Annotated in this window: 20 protein-coding genes and 3 pseudogenes; 10 read left to right on the top strand and 13 right to left on the bottom strand. The window is 45.3% G+C overall.

Annotation, left to right across the window (positions count from 1 at the left end; translation table 11 throughout):
• On the bottom strand, window positions 1–1,430 hold a 1,430-nt coding region (locus tag HMPREF2794_RS08335), incomplete at its 3' end, for a type II toxin-antitoxin system HipA family toxin (protein WP_070751318.1).
• On the bottom strand, window positions 1,423–1,773 hold the full coding sequence (locus HMPREF2794_RS08330; protein WP_005868812.1) for a helix-turn-helix transcriptional regulator: 351 nt from the start codon (window positions 1,771–1,773) through the stop codon (window positions 1,423–1,425). The genes HMPREF2794_RS08335 and HMPREF2794_RS08330, both read right to left, overlap by 8 nt.
• Before the next feature lie 129 nt (window positions 1,774–1,902).
• Between HMPREF2794_RS08330 and HMPREF2794_RS29450 the strand changes: the two are divergent.
• Window positions 1,903–2,062 (top strand): annotated as a pseudogene (locus HMPREF2794_RS29450) (helix-turn-helix domain-containing protein).
• Between the two features lie 126 nt (window positions 2,063–2,188).
• Window positions 2,189–3,469 (top strand): ATP-binding protein, encoded by a 1,281-nt coding sequence (locus tag HMPREF2794_RS08320; protein WP_005868811.1) that lies wholly within the window; start codon window positions 2,189–2,191, stop codon window positions 3,467–3,469.
• A gap of 305 nt (window positions 3,470–3,774) precedes the next feature.
• Here HMPREF2794_RS08320 and HMPREF2794_RS08315 read toward each other — a convergent pair whose 3' ends face one another.
• Window positions 3,775–4,836: a helix-turn-helix domain-containing protein gene (locus tag HMPREF2794_RS08315; protein WP_005868810.1), complete on the bottom strand. Its 1,062-nt coding sequence runs from the start codon at window positions 4,834–4,836 to the stop codon at window positions 3,775–3,777.
• Between the two features lie 301 nt (window positions 4,837–5,137).
• Between HMPREF2794_RS08315 and HMPREF2794_RS08310 the strand changes: the two genes are divergently transcribed.
• From HMPREF2794_RS08310 to HMPREF2794_RS08300, 3 genes are read left to right on the top strand one after another with little or no spacing between them, the layout of a single operon-like run.
• A complete protein-coding gene (locus HMPREF2794_RS08310; RefSeq protein WP_005868809.1) occupies window positions 5,138–6,370 on the top strand; it encodes a DUF3575 domain-containing protein in 1,233 nt (410 codons plus the stop codon).
• Window positions 6,367–7,287, top strand: coding sequence for a DUF5119 domain-containing protein (locus HMPREF2794_RS08305; RefSeq protein WP_005868808.1), 921 nt, complete (start codon window positions 6,367–6,369; stop codon window positions 7,285–7,287). Before HMPREF2794_RS08310 ends, HMPREF2794_RS08305 begins: the two co-directional genes overlap by 4 nt.
• 45 nt (window positions 7,288–7,332) lie before the next feature.
• Entirely contained in the window at window positions 7,333–8,469 is a 1,137-nt protein-coding gene (locus HMPREF2794_RS08300; RefSeq protein WP_171030154.1) for a fimbrillin family protein, read from the top strand.
• Window positions 8,470–8,657: 188 nt separating this feature from the next.
• Here the strand turns inward: HMPREF2794_RS08300 and HMPREF2794_RS08295 are convergent, their stop codons facing one another.
• Window positions 8,658–8,915, bottom strand: a complete 258-nt coding sequence (locus HMPREF2794_RS08295) for a hypothetical protein (protein ID WP_005648607.1) — start codon at window positions 8,913–8,915, stop codon at window positions 8,658–8,660.
• Window positions 8,916–8,919: 4 nt separating this feature from the next.
• Window positions 8,920–9,678, bottom strand: a complete 759-nt coding sequence (locus HMPREF2794_RS08290) for a ParA family protein (RefSeq protein WP_005868802.1) — start codon at window positions 9,676–9,678, stop codon at window positions 8,920–8,922.
• Window positions 9,679–9,964: 286 nt separating this feature from the next.
• Here HMPREF2794_RS08290 and HMPREF2794_RS08285 point away from each other — a divergent pair, with 286 nt between their 5' ends.
• From HMPREF2794_RS08285 to HMPREF2794_RS08275, 3 genes are all read left to right on the top strand, one after another.
• Entirely contained in the window at window positions 9,965–10,294 is a 330-nt protein-coding gene (locus HMPREF2794_RS08285) for a hypothetical protein (RefSeq protein WP_005868799.1), read from the top strand.
• A 3-nt stretch (window positions 10,295–10,297) separates the two neighbouring features.
• Entirely contained in the window at window positions 10,298–11,134 is an 837-nt protein-coding gene (locus tag HMPREF2794_RS08280) for a virulence RhuM family protein (RefSeq protein WP_005868798.1), read from the top strand.
• A 241-nt stretch (window positions 11,135–11,375) separates the two neighbouring features.
• Window positions 11,376–12,014: a recombinase family protein gene (locus HMPREF2794_RS08275; protein WP_007564634.1), complete on the top strand. Its 639-nt coding sequence runs from the start codon at window positions 11,376–11,378 to the stop codon at window positions 12,012–12,014.
• A 274-nt stretch (window positions 12,015–12,288) separates the two neighbouring features.
• On the opposite strand, the pseudogene HMPREF2794_RS08265 reads toward HMPREF2794_RS08275, so the two are convergent.
• The 4 genes and pseudogenes from HMPREF2794_RS08265 to HMPREF2794_RS08250 form a co-directional block, all read right to left on the bottom strand.
• Window positions 12,289–12,780, bottom strand: a pseudogene (locus tag HMPREF2794_RS08265) (sensor histidine kinase); the annotation flags it as partial.
• Window positions 12,781–13,656 (bottom strand): radical SAM mobile pair protein B, encoded by an 876-nt coding sequence (locus HMPREF2794_RS08260; protein WP_004329298.1) that lies wholly within the window; start codon window positions 13,654–13,656, stop codon window positions 12,781–12,783.
• Window positions 13,653–14,321, bottom strand: a complete 669-nt coding sequence (locus HMPREF2794_RS08255; RefSeq protein ID WP_004329299.1) for a radical SAM mobile pair protein A — start codon at window positions 14,319–14,321, stop codon at window positions 13,653–13,655. Before HMPREF2794_RS08255 ends, HMPREF2794_RS08260 begins: the two co-directional genes overlap by 4 nt.
• Window positions 14,318–15,094: an MBL fold metallo-hydrolase gene (locus HMPREF2794_RS08250; RefSeq protein WP_004329300.1), complete on the bottom strand. Its 777-nt coding sequence runs from the start codon at window positions 15,092–15,094 to the stop codon at window positions 14,318–14,320. The genes HMPREF2794_RS08255 and HMPREF2794_RS08250 overlap by 4 nt, the downstream gene beginning before the upstream one ends.
• A gap of 130 nt (window positions 15,095–15,224) precedes the next feature.
• Here HMPREF2794_RS08250 and HMPREF2794_RS08245 point away from each other — a divergent pair, with 130 nt between their 5' ends.
• On the top strand, window positions 15,225–16,124 hold the full coding sequence (locus tag HMPREF2794_RS08245) for a helix-turn-helix domain-containing protein (protein ID WP_004329302.1): 900 nt from the start codon (window positions 15,225–15,227) through the stop codon (window positions 16,122–16,124).
• Window positions 16,125–16,171: 47 nt separating this feature from the next.
• Here HMPREF2794_RS08245 and HMPREF2794_RS28435 read toward each other — a convergent pair whose 3' ends face one another.
• Window positions 16,172–16,360: a hypothetical protein gene (locus HMPREF2794_RS28435; RefSeq protein ID WP_005775886.1), complete on the bottom strand. Its 189-nt coding sequence runs from the start codon at window positions 16,358–16,360 to the stop codon at window positions 16,172–16,174.
• Window positions 16,361–16,383: 23 nt separating this feature from the next.
• Between HMPREF2794_RS28435 and HMPREF2794_RS08240 the strand changes: the two genes are divergently transcribed.
• Entirely contained in the window at window positions 16,384–17,043 is a 660-nt protein-coding gene (locus HMPREF2794_RS08240) for a helix-turn-helix domain-containing protein (protein ID WP_004329304.1), read from the top strand.
• Window positions 17,044–17,064: 21 nt separating this feature from the next.
• On the opposite strand, the gene HMPREF2794_RS08235 is transcribed toward HMPREF2794_RS08240, so the two are convergent.
• From HMPREF2794_RS08235 to HMPREF2794_RS08225, 3 genes and pseudogenes are all read right to left on the bottom strand, one after another.
• On the bottom strand, window positions 17,065–18,012 hold the full coding sequence (locus tag HMPREF2794_RS08235) for a relaxase/mobilization nuclease domain-containing protein (RefSeq protein ID WP_005868790.1): 948 nt from the start codon (window positions 18,010–18,012) through the stop codon (window positions 17,065–17,067).
• Window positions 18,009–18,401: a MobC family plasmid mobilization relaxosome protein gene (locus tag HMPREF2794_RS08230; protein ID WP_005868789.1), complete on the bottom strand. Its 393-nt coding sequence runs from the start codon at window positions 18,399–18,401 to the stop codon at window positions 18,009–18,011. Before HMPREF2794_RS08230 ends, HMPREF2794_RS08235 begins: the two co-directional genes overlap by 4 nt.
• A gap of 114 nt (window positions 18,402–18,515) precedes the next feature.
• A pseudogene (locus HMPREF2794_RS08225) lies at window positions 18,516–18,695 on the bottom strand (IS1380 family transposase); the annotation flags it as partial.

Raw genomic sequence — 18,695 nt, 5'->3', positions numbered from 1 at the left:
TTCTCCGATGGCTGATATCCTCTCATCTTCAGTTTCAGAATGGTATTGAAGTCATCATTTCGCATAGCCTTCATGAAAGCCTGCTCTTGTTCGTTGGCAATGTCCGGCATATGGATCGTATGCAGTTGCTTGCCGAACAAGAGCAGGTTTTCTCCGATAAAATCGGCGTGTTCCGGCTTGACCCCGCAATCCTTGGCAGTCTCATGCCAATGCGATACGGTTTCCTGTATCTCTTCGATAATCTGTTTGTGTTTCCGGATACCCATGTTCTCACCTACCTTTTGCAGATCTTCCATCGTGAAATTGTCTTGTTTGCCGTTGAGTGACAGCTGGTGGCGGTTCGTCCATTTGCCGCCCGGTGTGTATGAGTAGCAGAGGTCGTATGCTGGGGCCAGTTTCCACTTCCCTTGTCTATCCATCAGGAAAGATAAGTTCTTGCTATGGTCGTCATGGTTCCGGCTCATGACGTTGAACACCATTCTTCGGTATAGTTCCTCCTGCTCTGGATAAGGGAGGTTCATCTGCCGCATGATACGGAATATCTCTTCGTATGAATGGCGTTGGTCACGGTCATAGTGGGCAAGCCCGGCCAATGTCTGTACATGGATCTTCTCTCCGTCTTCCATACGGTCAAAACGTCGTGTCATAAAGTGATATGACTCTTTTTCCTGAAGTAACCGGCATTCCATCATATCGATACCGCAGGCTTTTGCCATCCGGTGATAGGCATATTCGATATTTCCTATTCCTTGTGGATTGTCCGTTATCTGCGTGTGTTCGCTGTATTTGCCGCCATCAAATTTCAACAGCCAATACCCGAATCCTTCAGGAGCTTTTACCTGTCCGGAGCGTACCTCTCCGGTAATATCGTTGTAGGCGATGATGGCCTTGGGCTTGGCACCTCCGGCAGATGTTCCCACTTTCAGTATATCCAGAATGTTTCTTCCTTCCTGGCGCAGTTGGACCTGAAAAGCCATTCTGTCCGTGAATACGGATTTGGCAAGCTCAGTCAGTTCCTCGATATGGAGCACTGATGATTCGTTCATGCCGTTGATTGGCGAGGACGGCTCAAACTCCAGTGCGCCCATGCCACGTTTGCCTACATAGCAAAGCCTGTCTAAAGGGGTAATCTCTTCTCCGGACAATCCCTTGCTGGCAAACCATTCATTGATGATCTGGTTTCCGAAAGTGTCCGGCAGTGAATCGGCAAACAGGCCGGGCAACCCCTTGAAACAGTCGGTACGGTTTTCAAGGAACCGGTAGGGGGTGTTCCTGTACTGGCTGATGGGCATGATGATGGGAGAAATGTCAAGACCGGAGCGGATGAACTTCCGTTCATAGTCGAACAAGGCGGCATTGCTTTCCTTTTCCCAATAGAGAGAGCCTACGCTTTCTCCCCATAGCTTTACATCTACTATCAAATCATTCATGGTTATCTTGTTTTAAATGGCGTACACGGTAGCGTTTCTTTCCTTGCAGTTTTTTGAGCTCTATCGGGCTGACCCGGATTTCCGGTACCAGTTGCTCCAGGTTCTCCAGCAGGCCGAGCGAGCGGAGTACGCTGATGAACAACAGCAGCGATACCGATTTGCCCTTCTCGATGTTCGCAACGGTCAAGGGGCTTACACCGGAAGCCGTTGCCAGTTCTTCCTGCGTGATATGCTGCCTGATACGTGTCTCTTTGATGCGCTGGCCGATTCTCATCAGCACAGCTGGATTGCTCATTTCATTCCACATGGTTGTTCCTTTTTTGCAAATATACAAATAATCCATGTAAATATATAGATTAACTTGAATATATGATGTTAATCTATATGAATACAATGATTATAGTTGCTTTATCGGCTGTTTTTTTCTTTGAACTAGGATGAAAACTGACTAAAATCACAATGTGTTGTGAATATGAAAGAGCTAGGAAAGATGATTAAAGAGTGCAGGAAGAGTTTGAAGGTCAATCAGCTGGAACTTCTCCGAACTGGCGGGCGTGGGCATCAATACGCTGGTGGCCATCGAGCGTGGAGAAGGCAATCCTAAATTGGCTACTGCTTTCCATTGGAGTTGATTAAAGTGCGGAAAAATGTATAAGATTGCTTCTATTATCTGTTTATTTTAGTATATTTGTGCTTTAAATAAGTGCGGATAAATGTATTATACGCTGTTTTTACATGTATAAAAATGCTGTTTGTAGATGAAAAGATTTGTTTTGCAACAACTTATAGAATGGAAAAACCGTGAGGATAGAAAACCTCTGATTTTAAATGGTGCCCGACAAGTTGGGAAAACATGGCTGCTCCATGAGTTTGCCAAACTTGAATACAAAAAAGAGGCTTATGTGGTATGCCGTAAGAATAACCTTGCACGCCAGCTTTTTTCTCAGGATTTCAATGTTGACAGAATTTTACGGGGGCTGCGTGCGATGACTTCCGTTGACATTACTCCGGGTGATACGCTTATTATCCTTGATGAGATACAAGATATCCCGGAAGCACTGGAATCTTTGAAGTATTTTAAAGAGGAGGTTCCGGAGTATCATATAGCTGTGGCAGGTTCACTTTTGGGGATATCCCTTCATCAGGATGTGTCTTATCCCGTAGGGAAGGTAAATGTCATCAATATATTTCCTATGAACTTTGAAGAGTTTCTTGTCGCCAAGGGAGAAGAAGAAGCTTGTAAATTGCTTATGAGTGGGGATTTTGAAACGATAAGCCTCCTGCATGACAAATATACGGATCTCCTTCGGCAATATTATTATGTAGGTGGTATGCCGGAAGTTGTACTCAAATATGTAGAAACGGATTCCTTGCTGGAAGTCAGAAGAATACAGTCGGAGATTTTGCAAGGCTATGATCTTGACTTCTCAAAACATGCGCCCAAAGAACAGGTTCCGCGTGTCCGAATGGTATGGAACAGCATTCCTTCCCAATTATTTAAAGAAAACAAGAAATTCATTTACGGAGCTTTGCGAAAAGGTGCCAGAGCCAATGATTTTGAGATGGCCATTCAATGGCTTGTAAATGCCGGGTTGTTGTATAAAGTGCCTCGATGTACCAAACCGGAGCTTCCGCTTGATATTTATGAAGACCTGTCGGCTTTCAAACTCTATATGGTTGATTTGGGGCTTATGGGTGCTATGGTCAAGACAGATCCGGCCCAAGTCTTGATTAAAAACGACATATTTAAGGAATACAAGGGAGGAATGACTGAACAGTATGTATTGCAGCAGATGAAAAGTAAGGGCGTGTCACCGATTTATTACCATAACACAGACAATTCGCGTCTTGAGTTGGATTTTGTTATTCAACGTAATGCCCAAATGGTGCCGATAGAAGTGAAGGCCGAAGGGAATGTCCGGGCCAATTCGTTGACAGCATTACTGGGAAAAAGACCGGAATTGCATGCGGAGAGATTTTCTATGTTGCCTTATAAAGTACAGGGTAATCTTACAAATTTTCCGCTATATGCAATATAGGTGTATCCTTTTCCCATGCCGGTCATACCGTTAGAACTGATTGATAAGTATGATGCGTATGTTGGCCGGTATGTCTATCTTTGTGGCAATGAAAACAGAGAGAGGATTGATTTACGCCTTGTTTTCCGGGACGGAAAGGAGATTGGCACGGATGATCTGAATCTGTATTATAATTGATGTGACGGCTTGGATGTCCCCCGGATGAATGTTCGGGGGATTCTTTTTCTTTTGGGCGTTCCTGTGGGACGGTCGGGCTTTACGTTTCAAGTCCTCGCCTAAAGGCTGTGGGCTTTACTCTGCAATCCCTAACGCATGGCTGAAAACTCTTCTTGCCGGTGTTCTTCTTCTTCATACAGCCTCATGCGTTCTTGTAATGCTTCTTTTAAATTGTCGCTTTTTTTCAGTCCGAGTTTGGCACGTATGTTCGCTCGTTGGCTGGTTATGTTTCCGCTACTCCGATGTAATAATTCGCATATTTGGCTGACGGTCTTGTCTTGCAGTATTAAACGGCAGATGTTTAATTCGGACGGGGATAAATTGGGATATATTCTCCTGATTGTATCAAGTTTACTTTTTTCCTTTTTCTGGTATGCGGCAAGGGCTGTAAAAAGATTTTCTTTGGATTGTTCCCCTATTATGTTTAACAGGGAGCTTGTCTTTTCTTCCGGGTTATTCTCGCTTAACAACTCGGCGAACGCGAATAGTTCTTCCTTTTTCATTTGGAGACGTTTCAAAAGCATTTCCTCTTCCTCTTTTAGCAAGTTGCTACTTTTTAGCAAGCTGCTGATATTACTGTGTAAGGATCTTCCTAATAAGGGGATCATGGTGTATATGATGATGATCAAAGGCAGATAACTGTATAGGAACGGTTCGTCGGTGATAAGTGTGCAGATTGTATAGGAAGCTATGGTAAGGGAGGACAATAGGATGGAGATATTACTCATATAGGCACAGATGGAAAGCATGGTAAATAAGAGAGAGATAGTAATGTTACTCATTATCAATGCTCTTTGATAACTATATTCATATCCGCTACATATTGAGCAATAAATTATTTCGATAAAAATCTCGATATGTATGGCTATCAGTATAATGGAAAAGGTCGTGGTCAGATTTACTCTCTTTTTAAAATAAGCGAGAGTGCACATAATGATAAACAGGAATAATACGCTGTTAATATAATAAAACTGTTCATTGGGAAATGGAACTGAATATATGTATATGGGTGCGCATAAGACCAGCATGAGCAGGGATAGATGAAAGACTCGTTTTTGTTGATACGTTATTATCATTTCTCTTTCTTTTTTGTCGTAAGTTTGAGTTTTTATTGAACTTAGAAAAGAGGCGGCTTTTGTGCTGATTTTCATGTGTTTTATTGTTTTAAGTGTTATTAAGTATAATGTTTCCTGCAAAAATAACTGTTTTTTTTTTTTTTGTATGTTTAAGTACTTTTCTTTATGATGTTAAGTGTTTTTAATTGTTGTGTAAGCGTGATTGGCTGCTGTGGTAAGTGTTGTAGCTGTTGTGTGGTTGTCTTTTTAAGTATTTATAAGTTTAAAATACTTGTTTTTTGCTTTGGAGGTTGGTTTATAAGTGCATATCTTTAGCGGTTGAAATTCAGGGGGTGTAAAAGCCTGGGTTTGGATTGTCATATTAACAAATGATTAAATGACGAAAAGATGTTTTTTTTATATTAAATGTGTATTGTTCGTGCTCGTGTTGAGTATAAGCGGAGAAATATCCGCTCAGGAGAAGCGTGATTCGGTAAGGATCTATTTTCATCAAGGAAAGGTAAATATAGATACATGTTTACTTGACAATGGGAACGAGATGGAGCGGTTTGCTAAAATCTGTTCCGCATTGAACGACTCCGTCCGTCTTATCAGGAAAATTCAAATAATAGGAGGAGCTTCCCCGGAAGGAGGGGGGCTGTTGAATGGAAGGCTGTCTGAAAAACGAGCAGAGGTTTTGTGGCGGTATATATCACCTTATATAAAGATTCCGGTATTGGAGAAGGATTTTCATTTTTCGGGAAGCGACTGGAACGGACTTATAACGATGGTGAGAGCGGATGTGAATGTTCCGGAGAGGGAGGATGTCCTTCGTTTGTTGGAGAAGATCGTCCGTTTGGAAAACCAGGACAGCCCTTATTTGGGGGGAGAACTGAAAAGACTGAAAGGGGGGAGGCCATACTCATATTTGTATAAATTCCATTTTCCGAAACTTCGTTCGTCGATGGTGAAAATATGCTATGATAGTGATCCGATAAATCCCGTCAGAGATACGGTATATATACATACACGTGATACGTTGTGCATCCGTGATACCGTTACCGTCATAGCTCCGGTAAAGAAACGGCCGTTTTGCATGGCGGTGAAAACAAACTTGCTTTATGACGCTGTTTTGATACCTGACATCGGGGTTGAGTTCTGTTTGGGGAAGAACTGGTCTGTGGCCGGGAATTGGATGTATGCCTGGTGGAAAAGTGATCGGAAGCATAATTATTGGCGTATCTATGGGGGAGATGTGGAGTTGCGCCGCTGGTTCGGTCGGAGAGCGGTGGAAAAACCGTTTTCCGGGCATCATGTCGGATTGTACGGGCAGATCGTCACCTATGATTTCGAATTGGGTGGGAAAGGTTACTTGGGGGATAAATGGAGTTACGGGGGAGGCGTGGCTTACGGCTACTCGTTACCTGTGGGACATCGGTTCAATGTGGATTTCACGTTGGGAATCGGCTACCTTGGAGGATCGTACAAGGAGTACATCCCTTTGGACGGTCACTATGTATGGCAGACCACTAAAAACCGCCGCTGGTTCGGCCCGACCAAGGCGGGTATCTCTTTGGTGTGGTTGATCGGGCGGGGGAATTATAGCCGGAAGAAAGGAGGCAGGCAGTGATACGGATACGCTTTAGTCTGGTGTTCATATTTTTATGGATAGGACTGACGGCTTGTGAGCATAAGGATTTATGTTACGATCATCCGCACTTTGCCACGGTGCGGGTAATATTCGACTGGACCAAGATTTCCAATCATGACAAGCCTGAAGGCATGAGGGTCGTATTTTATCCGACCGACGATGAAAGCAACACGTGGATATTTGATTTCCCCGGAGGAGAGGATGGGGAAGTGGAGCTTCCCGAGAATGATTACCGGGTAATTTGCTTCAACTACGATACCGACGGGATGGTTTGGAAAGAAAACGGCAGTTACACGCTTTTTACTGCCGATACGCGTGATGTGCAGTCGCCGGATAACCGGACAATGGCTGTCACCCCACCTTGGCTGTGTGGCGACCATATAGACGAAGTTATCCTCAAGGACATTCCGGGAGGAAGCGCGGAGATAGTACGGCTGACTCCCGTAAACATGGTATGTCACTACACGTATGAGGTGAACGGTCTTCGGGGACTGGATAGGGTGGCGGATTTGCGGGCCGCTCTTTCCGGCATGTCCGGCTCGCTTAACATGTCCGCCGACAGTTTGCCCGCCGGTCTTTCGGAGAGCCTGCTCTTTGATGGAATGGTTTCACGGAATCAGATTATAGGCGGATTCTATACGTTTGGACATTCCGCACTTGAAGGAGAGCCCAATGTTTTCCGGTTGTATCTCAAGAACCGTTCAGGCAGCATGTCTGTATTGGAACAGGACGTGAGCGGCCAAGTGCATGATGTCCCGGTAGTGGGGCATGTCGGTGATGTGCATCTGGTGTTGAATTTTGATTATGAGGTTCCATCCGAGCCGGGAAGTGACGGTGCGGGATTTGATGTGGACGTTGATGATTGGGATGATGTGAATATGGATATAGTGTTGTAATATGAGTTTATTAATTATATGTATCAATTTGATTTATTTTTATTTATGAAAAAAAGTACAGTAATGCTTTGGGCAATCTTTGGAGCTCTACTCATGGGTTGCTCAGACGAGGAGATTGCGAATGTGGAAACCTCCTCACGGAATGCGATTGGTTTTAACGTGTTAAGTAATGCGGCGGAAACGAGGGCTACCCCTACTACCAACACCAACTTGAAGAACACCGATTTCGACGTGTTCGCTTTTACGGCGGATGGTACTGCCTTCATGGGAAAGGTAGACACGGATTTTGGACATGACGGAGTGAATATCGTGTACAATAATGGTAAGTGGGATTATAAAAATGCGAGCGACCTTCGTTATTGGCCTACCGAGGCTTTGGACTTTTACGCATTCAATCCCGGAACGGTTGATGAAGCCATGCAGTGGAGTTATATGTGGGAAGCCACCAAGGATACTCAAAAGATAACTTATTCCTGCTCCGATGAGTATGGATCTGGTATCAATGCTCATGAAAACTACGACGTGATGTATGCCATAGCCAAAGGCCAGACAAAAGACAAGAACAACGGAGTAGTGAAATTTAACTTCAAGCATATTCTGTCACAGGTCGTATTCAAAGCAAAGACCGAATACGATAACATGCAGGTGAATATAAAGGACATCAAGATTTTTAATGTAAAAATGGGCGGCGTCTACACATTGCCTGCGACAGCCGATGGAACGGGAAGTTGGGCTGTGGGTGATTGGCCTGAAAGCTCTACAGGAGGAGGTTTTATTACCGTAGTGCAAGGCAAATTCATCGAGGTCAATAGTAATACCACAGCTACCGATATTTCCGAAAAAACTCCTATGCTGAATATACCACAGAAGCTGACAGCATGGAAAGTTTCCGAAGAAGCCACCAATACCAAGATAAAAGCCGACGGTGCGCATCAATGTTACCTGTCGATCACCTGCAAAATCCAGCAGTCCGGAGGTTATCTGTTGGGTTCAGCAGATAGTTACGGAACAATTTATGTTCCGTTCGGAGATACATGGGTAGCGGGCAAGCGTCATATCTACACGTTGATTTTCGGTGGTGGTTATACTGATCAGGGAGAGGCTGTGTTGAATCCGATCCAGTTTGATGCAGAGACAACAGGCTGGGTTGATGCAAATAGCAACGTAAACGTTAAACCTTAAACAAAAAGTTTATCAATATCGTACCCGTTGGCAGGTTAAACATACGCAAGATTAATCCCGCCAACGGGTTCTTTATAGGGAATCGCATTTTCAATATACTTTTTGATGTGTAGGGGTGCTTTTTGCGTACCTTTTTCCTGGAGAATTTCTTTTGTGGAGTGTTTGCCCTGTATATTCCCGATACGCTGTTATAGCAGGGAACTGTTTTTATCCAAGTAGTCAGATATAGCCTCTTGCAATACCGATTTTAGCGAATCGCCTTTGCGGATCGCGATCAGCTTTAAGTTCTGGTGATAGGTTTCGTCCATGACAAAATTACAATGCACGGTTTTCGCTTTCTTCGGCTTTTGAGCCTCTTTTTGCCCGGCCGTGGATTGGATCAGGCTGTCTAATCCCCCGGTCAGCCCGGCCGACATACTGTTTTTTAAATCGTTCTTCTTTGCCATATGGTTACTTTATTTCTGTTAGCAGTTCGTTACATACCTTTTCGTAGTCCTCTGCCCCGGCAGATTTGGGGGCATAGTGAAAAATATCCTGCCCTTGTGTCGGGGCTTCGGCCAGCGTAATGGCGTTGCGTATATGGGTGCTGAACACTTTGCCCTGGAATGTTTCCTGTACCAGTTCCGAAACGCTCTTGTTCAGGTTCTTTCTTCCGTCGTACTGGGTTATCAGAACCCCGGCTATCGAAAGATCCGAGTTCAAACGTTGCTGCACCTTGTGGACGACCTGCATAAGTTTGGCCATTCCACGCATTGCCAGGAATTGAGCCTGAACCGGGATAATCAACCGATCCGAGGCCGTCAGTGCGTTAAGCGTGAGCAGCGACAGCGAGGGGGGACAGTCGATCAGGATATAATCGAATTTCTCCTTTTGGCCCTTGATAAGGTGGGCTAAGATAAGCTCCCGTCCGGCCTCGTTGATTAACTCCGTTTCAACGGCCGAGAGATCCAGGCAGGAGGGAACGACGCTAAGGCCGTCCTTATGCTCGTAGATCGGCAGGTCGTATTCGCCTTTCATCGCACCGTAGATCGTTTGGGGAAGCTCCGCAGAGAAGCCCAGCGATTCGGTCAGGTTGGCCTGCCCGTCAAGGTCGATCAAAAGAACCTTGTACCCTTTTTGACGTAACGCACCGCCCAGGTTGATCGTGGTTGTGGTCTTTCCTACTCCCCCCTTGTGATTCAATACGGAGATTACTTTTGCTTTGCTCATAAATTCAGTTTTTTAAATGGTTGTCATGTCCGCAACATATAGTCAAAATACTAATATACTAAAAGACTAAAAGTAGTATTTTCGTTTTTTGCGTGTTTTTTGTACCGATCGGGGAAGCGTACCGAAATAAATCCTGTTTCCGTCTTTCGGTACGTTTTGTTTCTGTACCGGAATTAATCAAAGATTAGAATAACCATAAATGTTTTTATACGTTAATCATACGTATGTATATATGTATATATTTGTTTTGAGTATCTTTGTGTGCTATGAATAAAAAATAAAAGACATGAGCACTTATTCGTATAAAAATCCGAAGTTTATAAATTCCCCTAAAGGGGTGGTTGAAGTTGTAGAAGTGATTTATGACGGCAAAGATGATCCGGCCTATTCACTGGCTATTATTAAATGGGAAAATACCTATAAATTAGGTATTCGTTGGAACATCGCTTATAGTGAATGGGACGATTACCGCAAACAGAACGGGCAAGATGAATGTATAGGTAATCCACAGTCGAGAGGTATTCCCACCTGGTTTGTTTTGCCCGATGATATGATGTTTAGTGAGAAGTTCAGCGGTGCGATGCAGAGGCTTGATGAATTAAGAAAAGGTAAATAAGTAATGGAACAGGGAGAAATCATATTATACCAGCCGGATGAAGCGGTCAGGTTGGAAGTGAGGCTGGAAGATGAAACCGTTTGGCTGACACAGGCGCAAATTGTGGATCTTTTTCAATCCAGCAAAGCAAATATAAGCGAGCATATAAAAAACATATATGATCAGAAAGAATTAGAGGAAAGTTCAACTGTTCGGGATTTCCGAACAGTTCGACAGGAAGGCAAACGGCAAGTGATGCGCAATCTGACTTATTACAATTTGGATGCGATCATATCCATTGGGTTTCGTGTCAATAGTAAAAGAGGTATTTTATTTAGGCAATGGGCGAATAAGGTTTTAAAGGACTATCTTTTAAAAGGGTATTCCATTAATAAACGTTTGTCAGAACTTGAAAGGACTGTCGCTCAACATACCGAGAAGATAGATTTTTTTGTGCGTACTGCCTTGCCCCCGGTCGAAGGCATTTTTTATAACGGCCAGATTTTCGATGCGTACAAGTTCGCTACCGATCTGGTAAAGTCGGCCAGGCGTTCGATCGTGCTTATCGACAACTATGTGGACGAAACGGTCTTGCTCATGTTGAGTAAACGCAGCGTCGGTGTCTCGGCCACCATTTACACCCAGCGTATCACGCAGCAACTCCAACTTGATCTTGACAGGCATAACAGCCAGTACCCACCTATCGACATCAGGACGTACCGGGACAGTCACGACCGTTTCCTGATCGTTGATGAAACGGACGTGTACCATATCGGAGCCTCGTTAAAGGATCTGGGGAAAAAGATGTTCGCTTTCTCAAAGCTGGATATTCCGGCGGCTGTGATTACTGACCTGTTATAATATCCTTTGTCTTATGAATGGGCTGTCGCAAAAGAAAAACCCGTTCTTGATGAACGGGTATATCCTTGACTTGGTTACGTGTTTTGATAACAGAGGCTTTACCAAGCATTACAATGCAAAGATAGTAATTATAGGTTAATTAGCGAATTTCTTTTTTGGATAGATCCGGAAATAATGCCTCCTTGAAAGAGGTGGATAAGGTGATTAAAACAATAGATAAGGAAGAACAAAAGCAAAAGGGATGAATGTGGTTATTTATTCACGTGTAAGCTCGCAGTCGGCCAGGCAATCGACCGAACGGCAGGTTGTCGATCTGGAGAGGTTCGCAGCCGGACGGGGGTACGAGGTGACGGCGGTCTTTGAGGAAAAGATAAGCGGACGAAAGGCCAATATCGAACGCCCGGTTTTAAGCCGTTGCCTGGAATACTGCACAGATCCGCAGAACCGGGTGGATATGTTGTTGCTGACCGAGATCTCACGCCTGGGGCGTTCAACCCTGGAGATCCTAAAGTCACTCGATACGCTGCACACGCATAAAATATGCGTGTATATTCAAAACCTGAACCTGGAAACGTTACGGCCGGACAAGACGGTAAACCCCTTGTCCTCTCTGATCACTACCCTGTTGGGGGAACTGGCCGCGATCGAACGCCAGGGGATCATCGACCGCCTTAATAGCGGACGGGAGTTGTACATCCAGAAAGGGGGCAGGCTGGGACGGAAGCCGGGAAGCCGGAAAACGGCCGAACAGAGGAAAGAGGAATACCGGGAGGCGATCGCCTTGTTAAAGAAAGGCTACTCGATCCGGAACGTGGCGAAGCTCACGGGAAAGGCCGTTTCGACGATACAACAAGTAAAAAAAGACTTCATTAGTAGCTGATTATCGGAACAAATATTGTATTTTTGCAACAAATACGAGTAAATGCACATAATTAAAAACGAGTATTTACACGTGTCTAAAAACGAGTATTTGCACGAAAATAATCAGAATCTAAATAAAAACGGTTATGGCAACAATGGCGGAGAAAATGGCGGCTTCACTGGAGGAATTAAGAAAGCTCCAGGAGAAAGACCGCTGTGTCGTCCTGCAAGGGACGGCCGAGATAGGGAGGACGCATTTAACCCGGCTGTTGGATAACGGCTGGTTGCAGGAAGCCTAATCCGAAGCCGTCTTTTGCGGCGGCATTTGAAAGACGTTCAAATGCACCGAATACTCGTTGTTGCTCATCTTCGGTCATGCCCGTACCGGTATCTTCAACGATAAGTTTCAGCAAACCGTTATCATAATCCGCTGCCAATGATACACTACCGTTATCCGTGAACTTGATGGCGTTTGACAACAAGTTGTTGCCGATTTGCAGGATACGTTCCTTGTCGGTCAAAACCACCGCATCGGTGTGGCTCTCCACTATCAAAGTCAGCCCCTTGTTCATGGCAATGGGCATGAACTCCGTTTCAAGAATATGCGTGATTGCGGAAATCCTGCAAGGGGAAAGGTTGGGTTGCTCCTTGCCGTTGTCCAGACGGAAGAAATCCAGCAGCGTGTTGAGCATCTCCCGCATACGCTCGGAAGATTGCCGGATATTATCCACATACATGGTGCTTTTATCCGCGCTACAACTTTTCTGCATCAGTCCGGCATAGCCTCATTTTGTCAATCGTATTTTTTCGTGGTAGAAGTAGTTTACGATGACAGGTTTGCCTTTTTCCGAGCGTCCGTATGGCAGATCGTTTATACGATACGGGAAGCCCTGCTCCTTGGCGTAATTTGAAATGTCCTGCTCCAATGCCTGCCAGTATTCAAGCCTTTTTTTATTGTAAATTTCCTCGTAAAGCGGTATGAGGTCAGGATACTTCTCACGGATATACGTCATTATCCCGCCTTTGAACTGCCCGCGTAAATTCAGGTTTTCAAGCCAGATTAAATCAGCATAATCTTTTACCTCCTCTATTATTGCCTTTACGTCTGTTATTCTGGGGAATATGGGCGAGACGAAGCATACGGTGCGGATACCTGCCTCGTATGTCTGACGCATCGCTTTCAGACGGCGTTCAATGCTTACGGCGTTGTCCATATCTGCGCAGAACTGCTCGTCGAGCGTATTGACAGACCATGACACAGTCACTTTGGGAAAACTCTTCAACAGGTCGAGATCGCGAAGGACAAGATCGGACTTTGTGCATATCATAATCTCGGCATCGCTTCCTCGCAGCTCTTCGAGCAGCCTTCGGGTACGGTGGAATTCTTCTTCATACGGATTGTAACCGTCCGTCACAGACCCTATTACAACACGTTCACCGTCGTATTTATGAGGATTCGTTATCGGCTTCCAGTTTTTTACATCTAAAAACGTACCCCACGGCTCGGTGTGCCCGGTGAACCGTTTCATGAACGATGCGTAGCAATACCTGCAGGCGTGGGGACACCCTACATAAGGGTTGACCGAATATCCTCCCACCGGCAGAGAGGATTTGGTCATTACACTCTTTACATCTATTTCCTTTATTGTATCCATATTCATTGTATTCGTCTGGTAAATTGTTCCGGCAATTCCTGAATCATTCTTTCGTCGCCCATAATCGGCAGCAAATCCTCTTTCATGAACACCGGTATGCCATGAGCCTTTGCCTGTTCTGCAATGCTAAGCACCCATTCGGGGCGCGAATATGACTTTCCTTTTCGGTTTCCGGTCTCTGTGCCTATGACAATCCAGTCAATTCCCTCGAAATCAATCTCGCCGATATCATCGAAGAGAGGTTCAAACGTGACATGGTAGTGTCGTGCTTTGATATTCTTTTTCAAATCATCAATCCTCCTTTTCTCGGAACTGCGCGTAACGGTCACGCCCATCCATACGTTCTCGTCGTCAGAGGAGAAACTGATTTTGTCAGGGCGCTTCGTCAGAAAGATATAGGCGTGCTGGGGATTGCTGCTGATCCGCTCGAAAATTTCTGCGTTCCATTCAGGCTTCCAATCGGAGAAATCGCTCATTCCTGTCATGAGCCACACATGAGGACGGGACGTATCGATGATGCGCAGTTTTCGTTCCATGTATTCAGGCACGGAAAAGTCGTCGGTAATGTGGAAACGGCGGCAGTTGTTACGGGCATAGCAGTAAGGGCATCCTATAGTGCACCCTACCACTATGTTCATGTTTTTTATCAGGGATTTAATGCAGACACTCATAACACAACTGTTTCTCCGTCCTCCGGGATAATCAGCCGGCTCATGTCGGCTTCGTGATGCGTTGCCTCATTGCGCAGAATTGCACGGGTGGTCTGGCAATGGTCGATGGCATCCATGTGTACGGCTATCAGCTTGATATGCGAAGGCAATTCGTCAAGTATCTGCATCACTTCGTTCTCGTCGGGGATGATAGGACCGTCCGTTTTGGAAAATTCGGGAAAGATTGCACCTCCGGAGTTTACCACGATATAGTCAGGATTGAACCGTTCCACGGTGTCTCGGATACATGCTTCCCATCGGCAGTCACCCATTATATAAACGGTCGGGAAGCCCTCGGCTTTTAGCACATAACCTGATACAGGTCCCATCATCTGCCCGATCTGCCCGAAACCATGATGTCCGGTCGTGCGGTAAATGGATATGCCGTCTATTGTTTTTATTTCTTCGATGGGTATCACATTTGTAAATCCGTCGTTTCTGATGGCGTCCGCGTCCTGGGGCTGAACGTAGAAAGGAATTTCTTTGGGCAAATGTGTGGGGACACTCGGCTCGTAATGGTCGATGTGATTGTGGGTCAGGAGCACCATGTCCACGCCTCCGATAATATCCTGAATAGGAATGGTGAGGTGTACCCTCGGTGTTTTATTCACACCGAGGGCCGATATCAAAGTGCCTTTGTCGGCTAAAACGGGGTCAATTAGCATGGTGTGTCCCGCATACCTGATTTTCAAGGTGGCATTGCGCACCAATTGTACTGTAGATGTCTTTTTCATGACTATATGTCTTGTTATTGATTACGGGTGCAAAGTTCGGAAGAATCCGGCGAAACATCTATGCCTGAAAAAACGGTAATTATGCCATTTTGATAAATGAAATTATTATCTTTGCAAAAACGACAAGGATATGGACGAGATAATCAACCCTGATCGACTGGTCAGCGTACCGTTCAACAAGACACGCTGCGGCGTGGATTTTTACATCAATACTGCCATAAACAAGGACATCGGACTTGTGCTGACAGAAAACAAGCGGTTTAAGACAGACTTCTTCAGCTTCTACTTTTTCCGTAAGGCAAACGGATATTTGCTACTGAACTTCCGCAAGATTGAACTGCGCGACGGCATGGTTCTCCTGCTTTCACCCCATCAGCAACAAGAGTGGCATGTAGATGAGACGGCGTTGGATTACACGTTCCTTATATTCCGCGAAGATTTCATGCGTACTTTTATCGCCGACAAGTTCTTCGTTTTTCGCCTTTTGTATTGTTACCAGACAGATACGCCGCCTTACATCAATGCCACACATGACGAAATGAAGGAATATATGCGGCTGCTCGGAAAGATTAAGTATGAGCTGATGAATCCAGTGTCCGATACGTACAATATCATTGTTTCCTTACTATATTATCTTTTGCTGATTATCAATCGTACATACGCTGCCGCCTATTGCTTGCCCGCTGAAATTGCTAAAAACAATTTCGCTTTTCGGTTCAAGGACTTGTTGGAACAGAATATCCGCACCCACCAGCGGGTGCAGGAATATGCAGACATGCTTCATGTCAGTCGCATCACACTCAATAACTCAGTAAAAGCCCAATTCGGAGTATCAGCTACCCATTTGATAAAACAACGTCTGCTTGAGGAACTGAAGAACGAATTGCTATTCTCCAACCGCACTGTCAGTGAAATGGCGGATGATTTCAATTTCTCTGATCCGAGCCATCTCATGCGCTTCTTCAAACAGCAAACAGGCAAAACATTTACTCAGTACATGACGGATTACAATAAAGGCATATACGAATAACTTCTTAATATAGTCGATAGCGGCTATCGAAATATGGTTGTTGATGTTCAGGCGTTTTTGTACTGCATGAACCATTTTACGATTTCTGGATCTTCGTGCGAGCCGAGTAAGAAAGGCTTGTCGGTATCCAGCGTCTTTATCCGTGCCATGTCGTCGGCCGACAGGGTGAAGTCTAATATGTCGAGATTCTGCTTCATGCGTTCCGGTTTCACAGACTTAGGAATAATTATGCACACTGATATTTATCGCGCCCGGACAGGTGTTCGGTGCGGAAGATGACGGCATGCAGTTCCAACCAGATGGCTACCTGCTTATGTTCCATCCCGACCTGCTGCGGAATACACCTCTCGGGCGGATAATGCGTGAATATTCGTTCTTTTCCTACGAGACAAACGAGGCATTGCACCTTAGTGTGGAAGAACGGCAAATCATCATGGATTGCTTCCACAAGATTCAATATGAATTGAACCATCCGATACACCGTCACAGCAAGAACCTCATCACAGACAGCATCAAGACGTTCCTTGATTACTGCACACGTTTCTATGACCGTCAGTTCATCACACGCGACAACCAAAACCGAGACATCCTCGCAAGATTTGAGCGGTTGCTTGACGAATACTTCCATGATGGGGCTGCTAAACGGATAGGCTTGCCCACTGTACAGTATTGTGCAGACAAGCTCTGCCTCTCGCCCAACTATTTCAGTGATTTATTGAAAAAAGAAACAGGTTCAACCGCCCTGCATTTCATTCATGACAAGTCTATTGAAATAGCCAAGACGGAACTTGCATCTACAGACGACACCGTTAATGAAATCGCCTATAATCTCGGTTTTCAGTACCCGCAACATTTTACCCGACTGTTCAAGAAAGAGGTAGGTTACACTCCGAATGAATATAGAGCGCAAGTGTCGTGAGAATTGGATTAGTACAGAATATTAGAACCCAACACCTCTCTTGCGCTTAACTTTCTTCCTTCTGCGAAGTATATCCACCATTTCCTGATTGGCTTCCGCATCAGCAGTGTTATAAGATGAGCCACTGCTTTTTAGCAATCCCCAAGAGCCGTTGAACAACTCGCTTTGTGCCGTGCCGGACGGTGCGCTTGGTGTAGCCGTTTCATATATTCCGGCTGTTATTCCCATACGTTCCCTGCATCTGTTGTGCTGCAAAGCCGCGTCAATCTTGGAATAACTGAAACGCCTGTCCACTTTGGAGCCGTTGAAATGGTAGCCATTCATGGAGAATACAACACCCTGCACCTCGCTGGTCTGCCCCTTATGCTTGAAATGTACTTCCACTCCCTGCCGTTTCAGGTTGGCGATAAGCACGTTCCAGTTGCCGCATCTGCCGACTTCCATTTTGATGATGTCGTAAAGCGCATATTTCGTCCTGTCTGGCTCTTTCAGGCGGTTGCGTTTGACATTGTCCTTTCCGCCAGCCATATGCAAGCCGTATTTCAAGGTCAATTCCTTGCAGATGCGGGTACTGCGCAGACGCTCGTGCCTGTCCGATATGGTATTGCCGTTGTTGTCTATGCGGTTGAAAGCAATATGCACGTGCGGATGCTCCTTGTCGAAATGCTGGGCGATGAAGAACTGCGTATTCTTGATTCCCATCCGTTCCATATATTCAAGCGCGATGCCTGCCATGATACGGTTCGTCAGCCGTAACTCATCCTCTTTGGAAAAACTCAACGCGATATGTCCGACAGGTTTTGTCACCTTATCGTTCATCCGTGACTGGGCATTGAAACTCATGGCGATAGTTTCCAGATTTTCCATAAACAAGCCTTCGCTTGCTACTATCTGCGTATCCTTCTTCTTGTCGATGATGTAATCCACCGCACCCTTGAAGTCGCTTCCTTTTACGATTTTCGCCATCATATCCCTATCTTGGTTATAAGTTCATGAATCCTTGCCACTGCCACCTTGCAGTCCCACCGTTCATCGTGGAAGCCTCCGGCGTTTGCCTTACGCGCAAGCTGGTTGAGATTGTTAGCCATGCCGCAGAGTTGGCGGATGTATCCGGCATGTTCCTCCGACAGCCGTTCTTTCACATGACCGTTACGGAAACATTCCCTCATGTACTCGCTTGGTGATACGCCCGCCTCATGCGATCGTGTCAGCAGGCGGAAGTAGTCGGCTGCCGTCATTTTCACTGCGATACGGTATTTCAGTTTCTCGGTTGCTGTTAATTCTTTGTATTTTCTTACCTGCCTCAAATCCGCAACTAAGCCCTTCAACGTCCTTCTTGCGTGTACACGTCCTCTCATTACTGAATTATCAGATAAATTGAGGCAGAAACACCCACTTCTGCCTACAACATCCCCTTACCCCACAATGCGACTTGAGACAATACGCAGTATCATACCCATAAGTTGTAGGCGTTATCCAAAATCAGTCTGAAAAATATCTGCGTAAGCATTGTTACAGGTATAGATATTCAGCACATACCGCCTTGATGTCCTGATCCACTTGGCTGGTACAGAGATAAACCTGAAGACAAACGCTTTTATGCGACTTGTTGCATTGAGTCCGAACCTCTTTACGTCAAGTCTTTGGATAAT

The sequence above is a fragment of the Bacteroides sp. HMSC067B03 genome, assembly GCF_001811315.1.
Lineage (GTDB): Bacteria > Bacteroidota > Bacteroidia > Bacteroidales > Bacteroidaceae > Bacteroides > Bacteroides faecis.
Note: the sequence above shows the minus strand (reverse complement) of the source record. Positions and strands in the feature narration are given on the sequence as shown.

What these genes read in the sequence shown, in the direction of transcription:
- HMPREF2794_RS08230 (WP_005868789.1), bottom strand. Translation starts at nt 18,401, where the DNA reads ATGAGAGGACGTGTACACGCAAGAAGGACGTTGAAGGGCTTAGTTGCG.
- HMPREF2794_RS08330 (WP_005868812.1), bottom strand. Translation starts at nt 1,773, where the DNA reads ATGGATTATTTGTATATTTGCAAAAAAGGAACAACCATGTGGAATGAA.
- HMPREF2794_RS08295 (WP_005648607.1), bottom strand. Translation starts at nt 8,915, where the DNA reads ATGGCAAAGAAGAACGATTTAAAAAACAGTATGTCGGCCGGGCTGACC.
- HMPREF2794_RS08275 (WP_007564634.1), top strand. Translation starts at nt 11,376, where the DNA reads ATGAATGTGGTTATTTATTCACGTGTAAGCTCGCAGTCGGCCAGGCAA.
- HMPREF2794_RS08320 (WP_005868811.1), top strand. Translation starts at nt 2,189, where the DNA reads ATGAAAAGATTTGTTTTGCAACAACTTATAGAATGGAAAAACCGTGAG.
- HMPREF2794_RS08255 (WP_004329299.1), bottom strand. Translation starts at nt 14,321, where the DNA reads ATGAGTGTCTGCATTAAATCCCTGATAAAAAACATGAACATAGTGGTA.
- HMPREF2794_RS08245 (WP_004329302.1), top strand. Translation starts at nt 15,225, where the DNA reads ATGGACGAGATAATCAACCCTGATCGACTGGTCAGCGTACCGTTCAAC.
- HMPREF2794_RS08310 (WP_005868809.1), top strand. Translation starts at nt 5,138, where the DNA reads ATGACGAAAAGATGTTTTTTTTATATTAAATGTGTATTGTTCGTGCTC.
- HMPREF2794_RS08280 (WP_005868798.1), top strand. Translation starts at nt 10,298, where the DNA reads ATGGAACAGGGAGAAATCATATTATACCAGCCGGATGAAGCGGTCAGG.
- HMPREF2794_RS08235 (WP_005868790.1), bottom strand. Translation starts at nt 18,012, where the DNA reads ATGATGGCGAAAATCGTAAAAGGAAGCGACTTCAAGGGTGCGGTGGAT.
- HMPREF2794_RS08285 (WP_005868799.1), top strand. Translation starts at nt 9,965, where the DNA reads ATGAGCACTTATTCGTATAAAAATCCGAAGTTTATAAATTCCCCTAAA.
- HMPREF2794_RS08300 (WP_171030154.1), top strand. Translation starts at nt 7,333, where the DNA reads ATGAAAAAAAGTACAGTAATGCTTTGGGCAATCTTTGGAGCTCTACTC.
- HMPREF2794_RS08260 (WP_004329298.1), bottom strand. Translation starts at nt 13,656, where the DNA reads ATGAATATGGATACAATAAAGGAAATAGATGTAAAGAGTGTAATGACC.
- HMPREF2794_RS08290 (WP_005868802.1), bottom strand. Translation starts at nt 9,678, where the DNA reads ATGAGCAAAGCAAAAGTAATCTCCGTATTGAATCACAAGGGGGGAGTA.
- HMPREF2794_RS08315 (WP_005868810.1), bottom strand. Translation starts at nt 4,836, where the DNA reads ATGAAAATCAGCACAAAAGCCGCCTCTTTTCTAAGTTCAATAAAAACT.
- HMPREF2794_RS08250 (WP_004329300.1), bottom strand. Translation starts at nt 15,094, where the DNA reads ATGAAAAAGACATCTACAGTACAATTGGTGCGCAATGCCACCTTGAAA.